The following is a 20,675-nucleotide window of genomic DNA, read 5'->3' as shown; positions in this document are numbered from 1 at the left end:
TGCTTTCCCTCCTTTAAAAAAATAAAGAGAATAGGATAATCCCTATTCTCATATAATTACAAACGGATCTTCATTTTTAAATATGGTAATCTCAGCTTGTTTATTCAAAAGCTTTATTTCTTGCTCAAGATAGCCCTTAAGCACCGGGAGTAAAAGATTTTCTGTAGAAAAGTGTCCAGCATCTATTATAGCAATGCCAGCAGCTTTAGCATCAAGTGCTTCATGGTATTTTAAGTCACCTGTAACAAATACATCTGCTCCAGAGAATATCGCTGCCTGAATCAAGTCACCACCGGCACCTCCGCACACGGCAACTTTTAGAATGTCTTTATTTAAATCTCCTACCGCTCTTATATGGGATGTGCCAAGTTTTTGCTTAACTGTTTTGCAAAAGTCCTTTAACGACACAGATTCCTTAATATATCCTATCCGGCCCAGGCCAAAGGCCTTACCAGAATTCTCAAGAGGGTATATATCAAAAGCCACTTCTTCATAGGGATGGGTTTTCAACATGGCGCTAATAACTTTTCTTTGTAAACTTTCAGGAACAATAGTCTCAATTCTTATTTCGTCAACCTTTTCCAGTTTTCCCTCTTGACCGATAAATGGCTTTGAGCCGGCTAGAGGTTTAAATGTACCAATACCGTTAACATTAAAACTACAGTGGCTATAATTCCCTGTATGGCCGGCACCTGCATTGCACATTGCATCCCTTACCGCATCTTTATAATCTTTCGGTACAAAGACAACTATTTTTTTTAATTTCTCTTCATAAGTTTGTTTTAAAATTTCTATATGCTGCAATTCTAAAACATTTGCCAGAATATCGTTAATCCCTCCGCAAGCAGCATCCATATTGGTATGAGCAGAATAAATAACGATATTGTTGTTTATCGCCTCATAGACTATTTGCCCAAGAGGTGTATCTTTTCGTAAAGATTTCAAAGGTTTAAAAAAAAGTGGGTGATGAGATATTATCATTTCGAAACCATTTTTTGCTGCAAATTCAACAGTTTCAAGGGTAACCGTAAGGGTTAAAAGAACCTTGGAAACATTTTCGGAAAGGTCACCTATAGCAAGACCTGGATTGTCCCAATCTAAAGCAAGATTTTTAGGAGCCCACTTCTCCAATATCTGCACTATTGTTTGGCAAGCAATCATTTTATGACCTCCTCTAATGTTTTTAATAGTTTTTCATATTTCAGAACAGCTTTTTGGCAAGCCTTTGTATCGGAAACTTTTAAGTCTTTAATAATACCTTGTAAAATATTTATTCGATAATTAATATATTCGATTATCACAGGATTTTTTTTATTGCGGATTACAGGACCCACTATAATATCAGTTTCATCAAATGGTGATAAGTTTGCTTTTCTAACTACTATTATCTCATAAAATTTATTATCTTCCCAAGTTACATCTTCATCAATTATCTTATATCCTATTTTAAAAAGGTATTTTCTCAATTCAGCCGGGTTTTTCATAGGCTGCAAAATAAGTTTTTCAAAAGAATCAGCAACTTGCTTCGACTCATTTATTATATTAATGATTGTCATCGCTCCCATACCTGCTATAACAGCAATATCAGCTTCTGCAGGATTTATGGTATTAAATCCCGGCCCCAACCGCAAATCAATAAAATCTTGAAGACCTGCTTTCGTAATATTTTTCTGAGCCTTTCTATAAGGCCCCAGAAGTATTTCGGTGGCTATGACTTTCTCTGAAATGCCTTTATTGACTAAATAAATAGGTAAATATGCATGATCAGTTCCCACATCAACCACTGTTAAGCCTTTTGGAATCTTTGATGTTATTGTTTGCAGTCTGTTCCCAAGTTTCATGTTTAACCTCGATATAAAAAGTGGATTTAAGTAAAAAAGTGGAGAAAAAAATCCCCACTATTTTTTAAGTTATTCTAGAAAGTCTTTAAGCCTTTTACTTCTACTAGGATGACGGAGTTTTCTTAAGGCCTTGGCTTCAATTTGTCTGATTCTCTCGCGGGTAACACCAAAAACCTGACCCACCTCTTCTAGTGTCCTAGGTCTGCCGTCATCAAGGCCAAACCTTAATCGCAAAACTTTTTCCTCTCTCGGTGTAAGAGTTTCCAGCACATCTTCCAACTGTTCTTTCAAAAGAAGATAGGCGGCTGCATCGGCAGGGGCTAAAGCCTCATCATCTGGAATAAAATCCCCTAAAAAACTATCCTCTTCTTCGCCGATAGGAGTCGCCAACGAAACAGGCTCTTGAGCTATTTTCATTATCTCTCTTACCTTTTCAACGGGCAATTCCATTTCTTCAGCTATTTCTTCCGGCAGCGGGTCTCGCCCGAGTTCCTGTAACAATTGCCTTTGTATGCGGATCAACTTGTTTATGGTCTCAACCATATGCACCGGAATTCTTATGGTTCTGGCCTGATCGGCAATAGCTCTGGTAATCGCTTGTCTAATCCACCAAGTTGCGTATGTGCTGAATTTATAACCTTTCTTATAGTCAAATTTTTCTACTGCCTTCATCAAACCCAGGTTGCCTTCTTGAATTAAGTCTAAGAAAAGCATACCTCTGCCTACATATTTCTTGGCAATGCTAACGACTAATCGCAGATTAGCTTCAGCTAATCGGCGCTTTGCCTCTTTATCTCCTTCTTCTATGCGTTTTGAAAGCATTATCTCTTCCTCAGCCGAAAGGAGTGGAACCTTACCTATTTCTTTCAAATACATCCTAACGGGATCATCAATGGCTACCCCTTCAGGAGCAGAAAGGTCTATTTCTTCAGTAGGAACTTCTTCCAAAGTTTCTTCCTCCGGGATTTCTTCGCCATCATCTAAAACCTCTATGCCCATTTCTTCAAAAGATTCATATATCTTGTCGATCTGTTCCGTGTCCAAATCTTCTATATCCTCTAAAGCATCCATAATTTCTCCGTAGGAAAGCACACCATTTTTCTTGCCTTTTTCAATTAAATCTCTTACTATTTTCATTTTATCCTGAACAGGTTTTTTATCGCTTTTCTTTTCAATCTGCTCTTTTTTTGCCATCTATGCTCCCTCCTTCCCTGGAGTATTACTTACCTCCACTTCATTCATTTCGGCTTTCAGTTGTTGATAAGTGTTCAAAAGACTGTTGATCTCCTCTCTTTGGCCCAATAATTCAGCCTTCCTGATTTGCTCTCTTACTTGAACAATAGACTTTTTAAAATAGCCTTGCTTTACCTTTTTTATAAGTGAATTTATAAGTTCTCCATCTTTTAAAACCACATTTTCCATAAGTATCGTTGAAAGTTCTGCACATCCTTCTTCATCCAAATAATTAAATATATATGAGCTATCTATATCTTGATTTTTATCGATCATTTCAAAGAGAACATCAGCAATTTTCTTCGTATTTTTGCCTGTGAAAAATCGAGGTTCAAGTTGACCTGCCATTTTTTTGCGCAACTTATCATTTTCAAGAATTAATTTTAATAATTTCCTCTCGGCTTTATGAAAACCTGTTACCTGCGATATTTTGTGAAATTCCTTATTATTATTTCTTATATGGCTTTTTTTATACTCATATCCATTGTCTGCCAATTTTCTTCTTTGAACTTCTTTTTTTATTGCCTGAACTGAAATTCCGAGCTCGCTGGCTAATTTTTTGGCATATAACTCCAGCTCCGGCTCATTATCGACACCTGTTAAAATATCCACTGCTCGTTTAATGAATTTCAGTTTTCCATCATGTGTTTGTATATTTATATCTTTTTTAGCCAGAAATAGTTTGTAGCTTATAAAATCCATAGAATCAGTTAACAGTTTTTGAAAATGTTGGGGACCATAAGTTTTTATGACTTCATCAGGGTCTTTTCCGTTTGGCATATTTAATACCTTGACTCTCAAACCTTCTTGTGCCAATATATCTATTCCCCTCATAGTTGCAGCCTTCCCGGCTTCATCTGCATCATATGAAAGAATAACCCCATCGGTATATTTTTTAAGCAATCTTGCTTGATTTTTTGTAAGAGCAGTCCCAAGAGAAGCTACAGACTGATTAAAACCATATTGGTGCAATGTTATGCAGTCCATATAGCCTTCCACCACTATGGTATCAAGCGCGGGGTCTTTTTTTATCATGGAAAGAGCGTATAAATTATCTCCTTTAGAAAACAATGGCGTTTCAGGAGTATTTAAATATTTAGGCATTGATTCATCAAGAGCTCGCCCGCCAAACCCAATAATATTCTTTGTAACATCTTCTATGGGAAACATTAACCTATTTCTAAATCTATCGTAATAGCCTTTATTATCCTTTCTAGGTATAATAAGACCGATTTTCTCTAATGTATCAATCTTTACGCCCTCAAAATGAGCAAATTTTATAAGTCCGTCCCAAGATGGCGGTGCATATCCTAGGTAAAATTTTTCTACTGTTTCTGCAGTCAATCCTCTCTCTTTTATATATTCCATGGCTTTAGAACCTTCGCGGGTATGCAGCAAACAGTGATTGTAGTATTTTGCTGCCAAGCGATTTACTCTAAGGTATTCACGTTTTTCTTGAAACTCCAGCGATAGGTCTTTGTCCATATTTCCCGGAAGTTTTATGTTGAACTTATCAGCCAAATATCGAACAGCCTCTGGAAAATTGAGGTTTTCTTTTTTCATTATAAAAGTAAATACATTTCCGCCTATGCCGCATCCGAAACAATAAAACAATTGTTTTTCCGCATCTACACTAAAGGAAGGAGTCTTTTCCTCATGAAACGGGCAAAGACCAATATGATTGCCTCCTTGTTTTTTCAGAGAAGTGTATTCAGATACAATTTCTACTATATCTGCTCTGTCCTGTACCTCTTTTATGACCTCTTCAGAATAAAACCCCATTTTTATCACCAAATCTTAAAAAATCTCCTCAAAGCCAGAATGAGGAGTTATTCTTGCAATAAATTGTAAAATTCTTCTCTCCTCCCTCTGAATTTACATACACATTATTCTACGTCAGTATCAATTATTCCTTCTTTTTGTCCTATAAAATAATTGATAAATTACTCTATCAGATTTCTAGCGGCCAAGATGAAGGCATAAAAAACTCTCGAAATTTTTTAATGGCGTATATATCCGTCATACCGGCTATATAATCGGCTACAGCTCTTTTTATATTCTCTTCTTTTGAAATTTTTATAAATTCAGGAGGCATGGAATTTGGGTGTTGGATATAATACTCAAATAAAAGTCTTAACATTGTTTTAACTTTTTTTTCCTGAGTTTTAGCAGAAGAACCTACGTAAACATTTTCAAATAAATACGACCGCAGCTTTTGCGTTGCATTATATATATCATCACTCATTGCTACTATAGGTTGCTTGAAACTTGTTGATATAACATCCTTAATCATTGTATCGATACGTTCACCGTGTTTTTTGCCCAAGACCTTTACTGATTCCTGAGGCAGATCTTCCGGCTTTAATATTCCTGCTCTTTCAGCATCATCGATATCGTGATTTATATACGCAATCCAATCAGATAATCTTACCACCTGGCCTTCAAGTGTGGCAGGGTTTCCGCGCGTAGTATGATTTTTTATACCATCCCTTACTTCCCATGTAAGATTTAAGCCCTTTCCTTGTTCTAAAAAATCTACAACTCTTACACTCTGTTCTTCGTGCCTAAATCCTGTCTCTAACAATTCATTTAGAACTTGTTCACCTGTATGACCGAAGGGTGTATGCCCTAAATCATGACCTAGCGCTATAGCTTCAGTAAGGTCTTCGTTTAACCTTAAGCTTCTAGATATCGTCCTTGCAATTTGAGATACCTCAAGTGTATGAGTCAATCTGGTCCTATAATGATCACCTTCAGGAGAAATAAACACCTGGGTTTTATGTTTCAATCGCCGGAAAGCTTTTGAGTGAAGTATTCTATCTCTGTCCCTTTGAAAATCGGTTCGTATACTGCATTTTTCACATGGAATACATCTGCCTTTACTCTTAGAGCTCAACGATGCATAAGGAGAAAGACAGCTTTTTTCGATTTCTTCTTGCCTTTTGCGAAAATTCATAAGGCTTCACCTCACAAAAGATTTCCGATGGATTTATTTCATTATTACTCTATTCGATATTCTCGTTGTTTTTTCCTCTTACATTTTGTAAAAAAGAGGCGAAAAATTCGCCTCTTTAAAAACTATTTATGATTTATTTTTGCCTGGGCGGCTGCAAGCCTTGCGATTGGCACTCTAAACGGTGAACAGCTGACGAAATCAAGGCCAATCATATGACAAAATTCAACGGAACTTGGTTCTCCGCCGTGCTCACCACAAATACCTATTAAAAGATCCGGCTTCACACTTCTGCCTTTATCCGTAGCCATCTTCATCAATGAACCAACACCTTTTCTATCAAGAACAATAAAGGGAGAATCTGAAAGTATTTTTTGTTCCACATAATGTGGAAGTATCTTGCCTTCTGCATCATCACGGCTGAATCCAAAAGTTGTCTGTGTCAGGTCATTTGTTCCAAATGAGAAGAAATCTGCAAAATTAGCAATTTCTTCAGCGGTCAGACATGCCCTTGGAAGTTCAATCATTGTTCCGATAAAGTAATGTACCTTTGTTCCTTCTTCTTCAAATACTTCCTCCGCAGTCTTTTCTACGATTTCTCTTAGAGTCTTAAGCTCTAATTCATGATTAACCAATGGTATTTCGATTTCAGGTATGACCTTAATACCTTTTTTAGTTAGATTGCATGCTGCTTTTAGTATGGCTTTCACCTGCATAACATAAATTTCTGGATATAATAGACCTAGTCTGCAACCTCTAAGACCCAACATCGGATTCATTTCTCTGAGGGCTCGCACTTTTTTAAGCATTTCTTGTTTTGCTTGTAGTTCTTTTGAACAACCCTTTGCTTTAAGTTCCATTATTTCTACAATAAGTTCTTCGGGATTAGGTAAGAATTCGTGAAGAGGCGGATCTAGCAACCTTACGGTAACAGGCAATCCTTCCATTACTTCAAAAATTCCCTCAAAGTCTTCCTGCTGTATAGGCAAAAGTTTAGCCAGGGCTTCTTCTCTTTCTTCTTTGGTTTCTGCCATAATCATTTGCTGAACTATTGGCAGCCGATCCTGCGCCATAAACATATGCTCGGTTCTGCAAAGCCCTATACCCTCTGCACCGAATTCTAAAGCTACTTTAGCATCATGAGGTGTATCAGCATTTGCCCTAACTTTTAGCTTTCGTATTTCATCAGCCCAACTCAATATTTTATTAAATTCATCGGAAAGTTCCGGATCAATCATGGGAACTTCGCCAATCATAACTTCTCCTGTAGATCCATCAATGGAAATTACATCACCTTTTTTGACTACAAGCTGTCCAACTGTAAACTCGCCTTTTTCATAGTCAATTTTTACGGCTTCACATCCGGATACACAAGGTTTTCCCATACCGCGAGCTACAACAGCAGCATGACTTGTCATGCCACCGCGGCTTGTAAGCACTCCTTGAGCTGCAACAATACCATGAATATCATCAGGAGTGGTTTCCGTCCTAACCAAAATTACTCTCTGACCTTCATTGCCCATGGCCTCTGCCTCATCTGGGTCAAAAACCACATGTCCCGAAGCTGCTCCTGGAGATGCTGGCAACCCCTTTGCTATAGGCTTAACATCAGCATTCGGGTCGATTCTGCGGTGGAGTAGGGTCTCTACCTGACCCGCCGGCACACGAAGAATCGCTTCATCCTTATTTATCAAGCCCTCTTTAACCATATCTACGGCAATTTTTACAGCAGCCTGAGCCGTCCGCTTACCGCTGCGCGTCTGGAGCATAAAAAGCTTCCCGTTTTCTATTGTAAATTCTATATCCTGCATATCTCTATAATGCTTCTCTAACAACTTGCATACATTTATAAATTGCTCATATACATCTGGCATGATATCTTTTAGCTGTTTTATGCTCTGTGGCGTCCTGATACCAGCCACAACATCTTCACCTTGTGCATTCATTAAAAATTCGCCGTAAACTTCTTTTTCTCCGGTTGAAGGATTTCTGGTAAAGGCAACACCGGTTCCTGAATCATCGCCTTTGTTTCCAAAAACCATAGTCTGAACGTTAACAGCCGTTCCTAAATCATCGGGGATTTTATTTATTCTCCTGTAAACCTTGGCTCTCTGATTGTTCCAAGACTTAAAAACTGCTTCTACGGCCATTAAAAGCTGTTCCTTGGGATCTTGCGGAAACTTTCGGCCTGTCTCGTCCTTTATTTTTTCCTTATAAAGCTCTATAACCTCTTTCCAGCCATCTGCATCCATTTCAGTGTCTTGGGTGATACCTTTTTTCTGCTTTACCTCATTTATGATGGATTCAAATTTATCATGCTCAACTTCCATAACTACATCGCCAAACATCTGGATAAATCTTCGATAGCTGTCATAGGCAAAACGTTCATTCCCTGTTTTTGCCGCCAATCCCTTAACGCTTTCATCGTTTAGGCCCAGGTTCAGTATTGTATCCATCATACCCGGCATAGAAATAACTGCTCCTGACCTAACTGATACTAACAACGGATCTTCATTATCTCCGAGTTTCTTGCCCATTTCTTTTTCGAGATCATCTAAAGCTTGGAAAATTTGAGATAAGATATCTTCGGATATCTTTTCACCTTCTTCATAATAGTTCAGGCAGGCTTCGGTTGTGATGGTAAAACCCATCGGTACAGGCAAGCCTATCTTAACCATTTCTGCCAGATTTGCACCTTTACCTCCTAGCAAGTTGCGCATTTGAGCATTGCCTTCGCGAAAACTGTATACATATTTTTTTGTCATATTATACTTCCCCTTTCCTTATTATCTCTAAAATGCTAGTGGCTATTTCCTCCACTGCTTTATTTGAAACATCAATTTTAGGACAACCAATTTTTTCCATTATCATGTCAGCATATTCGATTTCTTCCATAATTCTGCTAAGTTGAGCATAAGTTGCTTCTGTGCTAAGACCTAAGGCTTTAAGTCTTTCCTGCCTGATATCAAACAGCTTTTCAGGGCTTATAGTAAGACCGATAATTGTCTTTGGCGGAAGGTGAAATAATTCATCTGGGGGAGCAACCTCCGGTACCAAACGGAGATTTGCAACCTTTAATCTCTTATGAGCCAAAAACATTGCCAGGGGAGTTTTAGAAGTTCTTGAAACACCTATGAGAACAACATCTGCCCGAGATAAGCCTCTGGGATCCTTGCCATCATCATACTGAACCGCAAACTCTATTGCTTCTATTTTTTTGAAATAATCCTCATCTATTCGATGGACTAAACCCGGCTGTAAATGCGGTTTAACTTCAATTATCTTTGAAAAAGTATCCATCATCGGCCCCATTAAATCTACTATAGGTATCTGATTTTGCTCCGCCAGACTTAAAAGGTGCTGTCTGACTTCCGGTAAAATAATTGTGCATACAATAACACAATCAGCTGTATTTTTAGCTTCCTCTATGATATCTTCCACATACTCATTGTCAGTTACATAGGGAACTTTGCGAATATCAACTTTATCGGAATTAAATTGAACCATCGCCGCACGAATTACTAATTCGGCAGTTTCACCAATAGAATCGGAAACTGCAAACACTACCGGCTGGCTTTTTTTATCTTTTATAATCATCCCCTCCTTTCTAAGTCTTTCCAAGTTCAACAAAAAGTTTCGTAATTGTAGTCTTAGTTACTTTCCCAACTATCTTATATTTTTCCTGGTCATTTTCTGTTACAGCTTTCACTACCGGTAACGCATCAATTTGATGATCGACGATTTTTCTTGCAGCATCATAAGCACTTTCTTCAGGTGTTACTGTAATTATGTTTGGCATTCTGGTCATTACGATACCTATCGGCATTTTATGTATATCTGCATTTCCGATAGCTGTTTTTAGCAAATCCTTACGAGATACCAGCCCTGCTAAATTACCATCTTTGTCAGTGATGAAAAGGGTTCCCACATCTGTCAAAAATAAAGTTACTATAGCATCATATACGGAAGTATCTTCCTTTATGACCGACGGAACTGACTTTATCTTATCGACTTTTATATCATTCATTTTTTCTGATATGAGATTTTTAGGATCTTTCCCTGCAAAAAAGTATCCCACCCTAGGTCTGGCTTCTAAAATACCAAGCATGGTCAAAACTGCAAGATCAGGTCTTAGTGCTGACCGAGTTAAATTGAGTTTGTCCGCTATTTGTTCGCTGGTAATTGGTTCGTATTTCTTGACTATATCAACTATTAAAGCCTGCCTTGATGATAATTCTATGGGTTTTCACTCCCTTCGAACAGGCTGCAAATTGCCAAATATTATTATACTACAAAACATAAAAAAATCCTCTTTTTTTACTAAAGAATTTCATTAGATACGGTATTACTGTCAATTACCGCAGCCAAAAAATAAACTTATAAAAACTCTCAATAAAAGTATATTTTTTAAATAAATCCTATATTTTATCTGGGATTGTAATATCTTATTATTTGCTGTTTCCTATGTTTAACTTATTTACATCTTTTATGAATTCAGCAGTTTTAAGTTTATGGTCGACATGGTGTAATATAAAAAGATCTAAAACGTCTTTTAGTTGTTCAGCTACATATTTCTTTACTCTCAAACCTTCCAGCTCTTCATATGTTCCCATTAACATTTTTCTAAGTACATTTAAAGTATCTGAAGTAATGTTGATCGCTTTTGTATCTTTTCCATGACAGTCGTGACAGAGGATGCCTCCCATTGCCGTACTAAAATATATTTTATCAAAAGATTTTCTTCCACAGCCTACACATTGAAATAATTCCGGTGCAAAGCCCTGTATTGCCATAAGCTTTACTTCATAAATGCGGCTGAGTATCTCAATATTTTCCCACTTCTGAAGAAGATACATGGTTTTTAAAAAAAAGCGGAATAATTCCTGATTTTTATCTTCCAAAGGCGTAGAAACCCTGAGAAGTTCCGCAAAATATAAGCCATAAGCCATAGATTCTAAATTCTGACGTATTTTATAAAAAGACTCTTTTATTTCGCATTGACTAATAGTATCTAGATTTCGACCTTCTAAAATTAAAAAATTACTGTAAGAAAACAACTGACTCCCTGCAAGTATAGGATTTCGCGGTCGGCGCACACCTCTGGCTACCGCATGAATTTTACCTTTATCAGGTGAAAAAAGTGTGAGTATTTTATCTGCTTCGCCGAGGTTTCTATATCCTAATACTATAGCATCGGTTCTGTATAGAGCCATGTATAATTTACCCCTTTGTTGGTTTGTCATAATTAAATTTGCCCCACTGAGGCAGTATCTGAATCCAAGTATTGCCCGGATTTACAACAAGTTCTGTGTCATCTTCAAAAGTATAGCTTGTTCGCTCTTTTCTGTCATCTCTCCGCCATTTTATCTTGCTACAATACCCATTACTTATATAATAACCCTTTCCGCTGTCAACGGTCTTTATTGAAAGTCTGCCAACATCATCTACTACTTTAGTAACAGCAAATTGTAAAATAATATTTTTTACAAGAATTTGTTCACCGGTTTTTTTATCGGTATGAGGTTCGCCGTTAATATAACGCTTATACATCTTTTTATCTTTGTCATATGTATAGCTTACTACATAATTTTTAAAATATTCTAATTCAAACTCTTCAAGGACTTGATTCCCAGCAGGAGTCTCTTCTGAATTGAAATTCCACAAAGTCAGTTCAATGTCCCTGATAAAACCCTTTTTTTCTGATGTTTTTAAAATGTTCTTGGTATTTGTATATGCATTATGCGGCTCCTTTCGAGACCTATCTCGCCAAAAAGTTACATCATCATAAATACCGTTTATTGCATCAATGTTTAGTTTCTTTAAATCAATATACCCCTGAGGACTGGCACCATAGTGTATATATATGCTATCATATTCCATAGCATAATCAAGAAAATAAGGCCGTGCACTGCGTACAGGACCAATTTCATCTACCGTTTCTCCGAGAAAAAGTGCCAAAAAGCGAGTTATGCCTCCTTCGGTTAAAACTTCATATACTACACCCGCTTTATCTAGGCCCGACTGCGGTCGAGCATTGTATTCATTTTCGATCATAACCGCAAGAGGTCTTTGCTTCTCATGCTGAATGTCCATATCTGTGCCGGTAAGCGGATTTTTAACTTTAGGAATAATTTGTTCATTTTCTTGTGATTTCGTTACTTTGCCCCAATCGCTTGGTGTACCACAGGAATCTTTGCAGCTATTTTTATCGCTGCAACCTGCGTGAATTAATAAAAACAAAACTAGTATAACAATGGTCAGGTATCGCTTAAACAGCATAACTGTACCTCCTGCCATGCTATTTACTTAAACTCAAAAGCATCAAAATTCTTTTGTAAAACACAATGTAGCCAACAACAATTGCATTTATTGCAGATATTAGTACGGCTCCAGCGGCTACATTTTTAGCCACCGCTGCCAGTGGGTGATATTCTTGAGTATACATATCTACAACCGTTTCAATGGCTGTGTTTATCATCTCTGTAACTAACACAATTGTAATCGTCATAAAAACTGTCAAAATCTCTAAAGTACTAAGTTTTAATAAGTAGCTCATCAAAATTACCAGCAATGCAGTTGCAAAGTGGATTTTTATATTGCGCTGAGTTCTGAAAGCATACAATATACCGGATATGGCATAATAAAAACTTTCGCTTAGAGTTCGAGCTTTTTTCATTTTAATTAATCCCTCTTGTCAAATCAATAGCTTTTAAAATTTCTTCTTCCCTTTGCCTCATAACAACTTTTTCTTCACCAACTTCATGGTCGTATCCCAGCAAATGCAATATGCCGTGCACAACTAAAAAGCCGACTTCTCGCTCAAAAGAATGTCCATATTCTACAGCTTGCTCTTTTGCTCTTTCTAGTGAGATTACTACATCTCCCAGCAGTTCTTCCTCTTGAAATTCGAAGCTTCCACCCTCTTCAAAAACGGTTTCTCTCATAGCAAAAGATAATACATCGGTTGGTTCGTCTAAAGATCTGTACTGCCTGTTGAGCTTTTGGATGTATTCATCATCAACCAAAGCTATACTTACTTCTAAATCACCTGATACTTTTTCAACTGATATGGCTGTATTTACAGCCTTATTTATAAGTTCTTCTAATTTTTGCGTAACATCAATTTTATCTTGTAAATTGTTTATTACTACATTTACGTTAGCCATGATTTGAATCCTTTCTCTCTAATTCTTTCAGTTTGTCCGGATATTCTATGCGCGTATGGAAAATTCCAGTCAATACCCTTGAAAATGCTAAGGCAACTTTATCAAGGTCCTTTAATGTCAGGTCACATTCATCTAACTGACCATCAGCAAGTTTATCTTTGATTATCTGACGTATAAGCCCTTCTATCTTGCCTGCCGTAGGATTTGGCATAGACCTAACGGCAGCTTCGGCACAATCTGCCAGCATCACTATAGCTGTTTCACGAGTTTGAGGTTTTGGACCTTCATAACGGTAAGTTGTTTCATCTGCTTTTTTTTCACTGCTTTCATCCATAGCCTTATTATAAAAAAACGAAAGCAAGCTTGTACCGTGATGCTGTGCAATAAATGCCGTAATGCTTGAAGGCAGTCGATATTCTTGTGCAATTTCAAGTCCATCCTTGACATGCGATGTAATTATCAAAGCACTAAGCGTAGGACTTAGTTTATCATGTGGATTATCAGATGTTAGTTGATTTTCTATAAAAAAATAAGGTCGCTTCAATTTGCCTATATCATGATAATTAGCTCCTACTCGAGCCAATAATGAATCGGCTCCTACAGCTTCCGCTCCAGCTTCAGCCAGATTCCCCACGATTATTGAATGATGATAAGTGCCGGGTGCATCTAACATTAACTTTCTAAGCAGCAATTGATTTGGATTTGAAAGCTCGAGCAGCTTTACAGCACTGGTGATACCAAAAGCATTTTCAAGGAACGGCAAAGTGCCAATTGTCAATATAGACGAAAATATGCCGCTTATCATACCCCAACTGCTCTGTCGTAATATTTCCAAAAAAGTACCGTTATTTAAAAGCAGCAGGCCGGTTATAAGAAGGAAATTTACTCCGCCTATTATTCCACCTGCTTTGGTTAAATCAGAACGCTGAGATACTTTTGCAGTACAAAAAACTCCAACTACAGCTCCCGATAGAGCAACAAGTGTAAATAAAAAGTCACTGCCCAGCATAATCCCAATGGCTATACTCATTGTAAAGCTTGAAAATATAGCAATCTCCGGATTGATTAGTATGGATATAAGCATACTCCCTGCCGCCAATGGGACCAAATAATTGGAAATAGTTTTGACGCCTAAAGAAATAACAAGTGTTGATAAAATAATCAGCACCAATAATATTAAATAAACATTGTTATTATATACATCTCTATGAAAACGATATACTGCAAAAGCCAATGTCCCCGCTAGCATGCCTGATATACAAAAAGCTCCCATCAAAAGACTTACATTAGCTTTCGTGTCCCTAGCCAGCAATCCCAATTCTTTAAGCATTTCCTTATGCTCAGCAGTTATAACAGTTCCTTTTTCAATTAATACCTGATTTGGAAAAACCCTAACCGGCGCTACAGCTTCCATAGCTTCCTGCTGCTGCTTTTCGGTAGCTTCGCGATCATAGACCATATTGGGTTTTATCGTCAAAAGAGCAATCTCTTCCCCGATACTTTTAAGTTCATCAGGTAATTTTAAGCTTTTAAATTCTTCTATAACATACGTCTTTGTTCTCTCTAAAGAATCTTCCTTAACGCCTTCTTCCATAACTGTTTCAATAATAGCTTTTATTACGGTTTCCAACTCTTTTAAAGATGTGTCGCTCATAGATATAAGCTGGGTATATGATTCTTTTGAAATATCCTCGGATATCTTTTCTGTTAATAATTGTACCTTATCTTCATCTTCTAGATAATCACGATTTCTTACTTCTTTAACGTAATTTAAAATATCCTCAACATGATTTTTCACTTCAAGAGTAATGGTGTGATTTAAAGTATATTTTTTAGGAACAGCATCGGCCGCAGCCTGCTGAAGCTTATCTGTAGCAATGGTATTAATGGCATCCTTTCTGGCCGTAATACTTTCCTGAAGCACTTCTCCTACTTTAACATCATATTTTTGAGGAAGGGATGAAAAGAATATCATGGTTGTCAATACAGCAAAGAAAAAAAGCCCCAGCACCATTTTCTGGAACATAGAATTGTTTAAAACAGCTTTTACTACTTTGTTGGGAAAGGCTAAATTCATCATAGCCGCACAATCACCCCATATTCTGTAGGTGCTTCTTGTCAAACTTCTCATATGCCTTGATTATTCTCTGTACTACCTCATGACGTACAACATCTTTATCATCTAAATAAATAAATTGAATTCCCTTGACATCCTTTAAAACTTCTCTGACTTGTTCCAAACCCGAATAGACCCCTTTAGGTAAATCAATCTGAGTCAGATCTCCGGTAACTACTGCTTTAGAGCCAAAGCCCAGCCGCGTTAAAAACATTTTCATCTGTTCAGAGGTCGTATTCTGAGCTTCATCCAAAATAACGAAAGAATCGTCTAATGTACGCCCTCTCATATATGCTAAAGGTGCAACTTCAATTAAACCTTTTTCCATATAACGTCGGAAAGCATCCACACCCAAAATATCATATAAAGCATCATATAGTGGCCTAAGGTAAGGATCGACTTTGTCTTGCAGATCTCCGGGCAAAAATCCGAGTTTTTCACCGGCCTCCACTGCCGGTCTTGTTAATATAATTCGGTTTACTTCTTTCTCTTTAAAAGCTGTTACTGCCATAGCCATTGCAAGATAAGTTTTCCCCGTCCCTGCAGGCCCAATACCAAAAACTATGTCATTTTGTCTCATGGCAAGTGCGTAAAGCTTCTGTCCTACAGTTTTAGGCTTTATAGGTTTTCCGCGATGAGTATAGCAGATTATATCATCATATAAATCATTAAATTTTTCTCCCTCACCGCTTTTTGCAAGTTTTACAAAATACTTTACTTCGTTAGTTGTCAAAGAATTGCCGGCACGCAGCACTTCAAGCATTTGATTAAAAAGTTGTCGTACCGACTCCACATCTTTTTCTTCTCCGAGTATTGCAATTTCACCCTCACGAGTAATTACCTTTACATTAAATTCTTCTTCGATATATTTAACATTTATATCGCGATTACCAAATAAAAATACCATATTGTTTACGCTATCTATGGTAACTCTAGCTTCTGCCAGATTGTCTCTCAAATTTTTTCCTCCCCATATTTGATTTCTCTTTTCTGGCCTATATCTTCAATTACTTCTATTATCATTGAGCCAATAACCGATGTTTGATCTGAATCCAGCATATATTCCATCTTTTTTTGGGTTACTTTTTTTTCCTTCAAAATGTCCTTTAATTGCAAAAAAAGTTCAGCTTCTGCTTCACGAGATGCTTCTTCTATATTTAGAAACTCCTTTATTGGTTTCACTTCTGCATATTCAATAATATCGAACTGTATACCGCCTGACAATCTAGGCAATATACTAAATTCATTTATTGTTTTCTTATTGTAATAATCATACGCAATATCTCCAAGTTGAAAATTTAAGATGTGTTTCCCAAGCTGGAGCACTAAAGATTTTTTACTGTTACCCGTAGGAATCATTTTTGTTTTGACAAGCGGAACTTTTACAGCCTTCTGGTACCATACACGAGCATTTACGATACCTTTGGCATGCACTAGTAATACTTGATCTTGCTCCTGATCCAAAACAATTTTTCCGGTTATCAAGACATCTCCTTTACTTACCGTTTGACCCGGTTCAACCAGTGCTTCACCTCGAAAGTTTATTATTTCCTCTATTATACCATCTTTTGAGGCTATTATATCACAGGGCGTATTTTCTTCAAGCTCGGGTGGCAATTGTTTTTTTACAAGCTCAACTATAAGTTTTGAGCCTCTTATTTCAATTTCTGCCCAAGATATATTCTTATATTTTGTCAGCAACTTATTAAGATAATATTGCTTATCAAGCCCATACTTAAACGTTCCTTCTCTCAAGCCCCATTCCCGTAAATCCTGGATAATAGATGTGCTTAAATCATTATCCGAACATTTTATCTCAATGTTCCAAATGAATGACGACATTAAATAAATCGCTACCACAAAAAGCAAGGCACCAAACAGAAATGCTTTTCGCTTTTTTAGTTTGGATATTGTGAAAAACAGACCTACCCGCTGTAAAACATATATGCGGCTGCGGCTTTTTTTTGCTAAACGGGCAAGTTTAAAAAAATTCCTTACATTTATCTTGGCGGTTAACTCATTATCATTAATTCGCTTAACATCCCATAAATAGAGATTCTTCATTGCAGCTTGGTTTAATAGTCTTTCACCATACTCCCCTACAATTTTAATAATAACATAACCCGAAAGATAATTCCATAGTTTTATAAGAAGCACCGTTGTACCCCCTTAATCATTCCTCAAGCTCTATAGCTGTAATTTTTCCTTCAACAGTTATTTCATCGGCAATAATAGTTTTGATAAGAAGGTCTGCTCCCTTTATACAAACTACTCCAATTGAAGTATTTATTTTTACCAGCTCAGAGTTGTATTGTATAATACCTTTGTGATTTTCTATAAAAGCAGCAATCCTACCTGTAAGAATCACTTTGGGTACATTTAAAATTACATCTTGTGGCAGATCCAGGACATCAGATATCTTTTGTCTTATTCCTTCGCTCATGGTGATAACTCCTTTTAAACTTGTTTAGTTAAAATTTATTCGATCATTATCGGTTTAATAACTATAAAAAATAAAACCCTGCAGTTTTATAAAACTGCAGGGTTTTATTTTTTTTTTCAAAGCTGCTACGTGTAAAATCTGCGCTGCTTATGGGCAAGTGCCTTTGGCGGAGATAATATTTCTTGAAATACTATCCCTCTTAAAATATTTTCACGACTAAAAAACTCGGATATTTCATTATCAGATTCGGGTTGTGATTGTCGTTTCGGCTCTGTATAATCGCAAGTAATTGTATCTTCCAAGTCTTCTTCCATGGGTATGCTTGAAATATCAGCTTCAATTTTTATAGTTCTTAATTCGCTTATATTACTTGTTTCCGGCTTGAAATCTTGCAAGGTCGGCAGCGGGTATTCCTTACTCTTTTCCGGTCTTTTAAGTGTTGGAAATGTCTTTGTTTTTCGAGGTTGACCAAGTCGCTTAATTGCATTACTAAAAATCATAAGTAGGATAAGGAATATAATATTTTCCATTTAATCTAATCACCTACTCTTTATTCTGTTTATCTGCATTTTCGCCCTTTTGCCCCAGCTTAGATATAGAATCTCTCATCTGAGTATCGGCCATTACATTTTTCATATTATAATAATCCATAACTCCCAATTTTCCTTGCCGTAAAGCTTCTGCTAATGCTTTTGGGACATCTGCTTCAGCTTCAACCACTTTTGCTCTCATTTCTTGAACCATTGCTTTCATTTCTTGCTCTTTAGCTACTGCCATTGCTCGACGTTCTTCAGCTCTAGCTTGAGCAATACGCTTATCTGCCTCAGCCTGATCTGTTTGCAGCTGAGCACCTATATTTCTGCCTACATCCACATCAGCTATATCTATGGAAAGTATTTCAAAAGCCGTTCCCGAATCAAGTCCTTTATTCAAAACAGTGCGGGAAATTAAATCGGGATTTTCCAAAACAGCTTTATGGCTTTCAGCAGAGCCAACAGTCGTTACAATACCCTCTCCAACTCTTGCAATAATTGTTTCCTCACCGGCTCCTCCTACCAAACGGTCGATATTAGCCCTTACCGTAACTCGAGCCTTTGCTTTTACTTCAATTCCGTCTTTTGCTACTGCTGCAACAACAGGTGTTTCAATCACCTTAGGATTCACACTCATTTGAACTGCCTCAAGTACATTTCGGCCGGCTAAATCAATTGCCGCAGCACGCTCAAATGTCAATGGAATCTCTGCTCTTTGAGCTGCGATTAGTGCATTTACTACTCTATCTACATTACCACCCGCAAGATAATGTGCCTCGAGTTTATCAACTCCTACATCTATACCGGCTTTTATAGCTTTTATCAAAGGGTTTACAATATTATTCGGAGGCACGCGGCGAAGCCTCATACCAATCAGATTAAAAATTCCTATTTTTACCCCTGCAGCTAAGGCTGAAATCCATAACCCCAGAGGGACAAAGCTTAAAACAATTGCAAGTGCAATAAATATTAAAGCTATGATTAAAAGCAAACCTATTGCTGGTCCCATTATACATTCTCCCTTTCTATACTTTTTACGATAATCTTACTGCCTTCTACTCTTATAACCACAATGTCCGAATCACTTGGTATAAATTCTCCTTCTGCTAAAACATCAACTTTTCTTTCATCTATAATTGCCATACCTGCAGGTCTTAATGGAGTCACTGTTTTACCTCTGGCACCCAAAAGCTCGCTCATATCTTTATTTACGGCTATATATCCCTCTGATTTGTCTTGTTTTGTTCCCAGAATAATTCGACTAAAAATCGGATTCACCGTTATTCTCTTCATGAGGAAGTATATTATTATTCCACTGGCTACCATTGCAAACAGGATAGAAATCAGAGCCTGCTCTAAACTCGGAAAGGCCATTATCACACTTCCGATTATTGATAATATCCCTGTCACCCCAAAAACTCCAAAACCAGGAACAAACATTTCAATGACCAGAAGCAGCAGACCAATAATAAATAAACCCAAAACCCAAGATTGTGCAGCACCCGCCATAAAACTCCCGCCAAAAAATAAGCCAAAGGCTATAAGGCCAATTACCCCTGGAATACCAAAGCCCGGTGTCAGTATTTCAGTAATAATACCTACAATGCCCATGGTTAGAAGCACAGGTGCTACATAGGGATTTGAAACCATGTGTGCAATTCTTTCGGAAAGGTTCATATCAGCCTTAACCACTTCTACATTTTTTATATCGTCGGTGGTAATTCTTTGAATAACTTGGTCTAAGCTGTCTGCTTGCTCATCTACAAGACCTAATTTTATAGCTTCACCGGTGGTAAGTGAGAGAATCTTCCCCTTTTCCTTAACCCCCTCAATAACTACATCAGCATCAGCCATTGCAGCTACTAATTGAGGATCTCTGCCGGTCTTTTCGGCAACTGATCTCAATGCGGAAGACCAGTAGGAAATATATTTTTCTTCATTCGGCCTTGTTTCAGCAGCACCGATGGTAGCACCCGGAACAGCCATTATTGTCTCGGATGATATGGCAATAATTACACCGGCGGAAGTTGCTTCATTGTTTATAAAGCTCACCGTAGGGATAGAAGTTTTCAGAATAGCATTACTTATTTTTATAGCCGAACCCACTTCACCGCCAGGTGTATCTATTTCGAAAATCAAGGCTTTTGCTTGCATTTCTTCTGCTTCGCGTATGCCTCTTATGATGAAAGTAGCTAGGCCATTATCGATTACGCCTCTGACCGGAACAATATATACATATTCTGAAGCTTCTAAGGCTTTTACCGTATTTCCGGCTAAACTCTGCTCCATAGGAGCAAAAATCAAGCATATTAAAAAGATTGTAATCAGGATTTTTTTATATCTCATATTCCTCTCCCCGATCTTTGACTAAGCACCTTAATTCATCTGAA

At 37.4% G+C, this 20,675-nt stretch carries 19 protein-coding genes; all 19 read right to left on the bottom strand.

The window, feature by feature from the left end; translation table 11 throughout:
* Positions 1 to 48 precede the first annotated feature (48 nt).
* The 19 genes from TEPIRE1_RS05575 to TEPIRE1_RS05485 all read right to left on the bottom strand — a co-directional run bounded on the left by TEPIRE1_RS05575 (position 49) and on the right by TEPIRE1_RS05485 (position 20,631).
* Positions 49 to 1,161: a Nif3-like dinuclear metal center hexameric protein gene (locus TEPIRE1_RS05575; RefSeq protein WP_013778192.1), complete on the bottom strand. Its 1,113-nt coding sequence runs from the start codon at positions 1,159 to 1,161 to the stop codon at positions 49 to 51.
* Positions 1,158 to 1,841, bottom strand: coding sequence for a tRNA (adenine(22)-N(1))-methyltransferase (locus TEPIRE1_RS05570; RefSeq protein ID WP_013778191.1), 684 nt, complete (start codon positions 1,839 to 1,841; stop codon positions 1,158 to 1,160). Before TEPIRE1_RS05570 ends, TEPIRE1_RS05575 begins: the two co-directional genes overlap by 4 nt.
* 69 nt (positions 1,842 to 1,910) lie before the next feature.
* The gene (gene rpoD, locus TEPIRE1_RS05565) at positions 1,911 to 3,035 is read right to left on the bottom strand and encodes an RNA polymerase sigma factor RpoD (protein ID WP_013778190.1); all 1,125 of its coding nucleotides are present in this window, start codon (positions 3,033 to 3,035) and stop codon (positions 1,911 to 1,913) included.
* Positions 3,036 to 4,865 (bottom strand): DNA primase, encoded by a 1,830-nt coding sequence (gene dnaG / locus TEPIRE1_RS05560; RefSeq protein WP_231848372.1) that lies wholly within the window; start codon positions 4,863 to 4,865, stop codon positions 3,036 to 3,038. It lies immediately after the preceding gene.
* A 160-nt stretch (positions 4,866 to 5,025) separates the two neighbouring features.
* Positions 5,026 to 6,030 carry a deoxyguanosinetriphosphate triphosphohydrolase gene (locus TEPIRE1_RS05555; protein ID WP_013778188.1) on the bottom strand — a complete coding sequence of 335 codons (1,005 nt, stop codon included), beginning with the start codon at positions 6,028 to 6,030 and terminating at the stop codon, positions 5,026 to 5,028.
* Between the two features lie 122 nt (positions 6,031 to 6,152).
* On the bottom strand, positions 6,153 to 8,792 hold the full coding sequence (gene ppdK / locus TEPIRE1_RS05550) for a pyruvate, phosphate dikinase (RefSeq protein WP_013778187.1): 2,640 nt from the start codon (positions 8,790 to 8,792) through the stop codon (positions 6,153 to 6,155).
* 1 nt (position 8,793) lies between these two features.
* A complete protein-coding gene (locus tag TEPIRE1_RS05545; RefSeq protein ID WP_013778186.1) occupies positions 8,794 to 9,624 on the bottom strand; it encodes a pyruvate, water dikinase regulatory protein in 831 nt (276 codons plus the stop codon).
* Positions 9,625 to 9,634: 10 nt separating this feature from the next.
* Positions 9,635 to 10,267 (bottom strand): helix-turn-helix transcriptional regulator, encoded by a 633-nt coding sequence (locus tag TEPIRE1_RS05540; RefSeq protein WP_013778185.1) that lies wholly within the window; start codon positions 10,265 to 10,267, stop codon positions 9,635 to 9,637.
* Between the two features lie 208 nt (positions 10,268 to 10,475).
* Positions 10,476 to 11,270, bottom strand: coding sequence for a DNA repair protein RecO (recO, locus tag TEPIRE1_RS05535; RefSeq protein ID WP_023211469.1), 795 nt, complete (start codon positions 11,268 to 11,270; stop codon positions 10,476 to 10,478).
* Positions 11,248 to 12,306, bottom strand: a complete 1,059-nt coding sequence (locus TEPIRE1_RS05530) for a DUF3048 domain-containing protein (RefSeq protein WP_013778183.1) — start codon at positions 12,304 to 12,306, stop codon at positions 11,248 to 11,250. Before TEPIRE1_RS05530 ends, recO begins: the two co-directional genes overlap by 23 nt.
* A gap of 19 nt (positions 12,307 to 12,325) precedes the next feature.
* Positions 12,326 to 12,703 (bottom strand): diacylglycerol kinase family protein, encoded by a 378-nt coding sequence (locus tag TEPIRE1_RS05525; protein WP_013778182.1) that lies wholly within the window; start codon positions 12,701 to 12,703, stop codon positions 12,326 to 12,328.
* 1 nt (position 12,704) lies between these two features.
* The gene (gene ybeY, locus TEPIRE1_RS05520) at positions 12,705 to 13,193 is read right to left on the bottom strand and encodes an rRNA maturation RNase YbeY (RefSeq protein WP_013778181.1); all 489 of its coding nucleotides are present in this window, start codon (positions 13,191 to 13,193) and stop codon (positions 12,705 to 12,707) included.
* Positions 13,186 to 15,273 carry an HD family phosphohydrolase gene (locus TEPIRE1_RS05515; RefSeq protein ID WP_041591425.1) on the bottom strand — a complete coding sequence of 696 codons (2,088 nt, stop codon included), beginning with the start codon at positions 15,271 to 15,273 and terminating at the stop codon, positions 13,186 to 13,188. The genes ybeY and TEPIRE1_RS05515 overlap by 8 nt, the downstream gene beginning before the upstream one ends.
* Positions 15,274 to 15,283: 10 nt before the next feature.
* Positions 15,284 to 16,216: a PhoH family protein gene (locus TEPIRE1_RS05510; RefSeq protein ID WP_048894730.1), complete on the bottom strand. Its 933-nt coding sequence runs from the start codon at positions 16,214 to 16,216 to the stop codon at positions 15,284 to 15,286.
* Positions 16,217 to 16,263: 47 nt separating this feature from the next.
* Complete coding sequence (yqfD, locus tag TEPIRE1_RS05505) at positions 16,264 to 17,466, bottom strand: sporulation protein YqfD (protein WP_013778178.1); 1,203 nt, start codon at positions 17,464 to 17,466, stop codon at positions 16,264 to 16,266.
* A 16-nt stretch (positions 17,467 to 17,482) separates the two neighbouring features.
* A complete protein-coding gene (gene yqfC / locus TEPIRE1_RS05500) occupies positions 17,483 to 17,752 on the bottom strand; it encodes a sporulation protein YqfC (protein WP_013778177.1) in 270 nt (89 codons plus the stop codon).
* 125 nt (positions 17,753 to 17,877) lie between these two features.
* Positions 17,878 to 18,282 (bottom strand): hypothetical protein, encoded by a 405-nt coding sequence (locus tag TEPIRE1_RS05495; protein WP_013778176.1) that lies wholly within the window; start codon positions 18,280 to 18,282, stop codon positions 17,878 to 17,880.
* 13 nt (positions 18,283 to 18,295) lie between these two features.
* A complete protein-coding gene (floA, locus tag TEPIRE1_RS05490; RefSeq protein ID WP_013778175.1) occupies positions 18,296 to 19,294 on the bottom strand; it encodes a flotillin-like protein FloA in 999 nt (332 codons plus the stop codon).
* Complete coding sequence (locus TEPIRE1_RS05485; RefSeq protein ID WP_013778174.1) at positions 19,294 to 20,631, bottom strand: NfeD family protein; 1,338 nt, start codon at positions 20,629 to 20,631, stop codon at positions 19,294 to 19,296. Before TEPIRE1_RS05485 ends, floA begins: the two co-directional genes overlap by 1 nt.
* Positions 20,632 to 20,675: the final 44 nt, after the last annotated feature.

This window comes from Tepidanaerobacter acetatoxydans Re1 (assembly GCF_000328765.2).
Lineage (GTDB): Bacteria > Bacillota > Thermosediminibacteria > Thermosediminibacterales > Tepidanaerobacteraceae > Tepidanaerobacter > Tepidanaerobacter acetatoxydans.
This window is presented reverse-complemented; position numbering and strand designations above follow the sequence as displayed.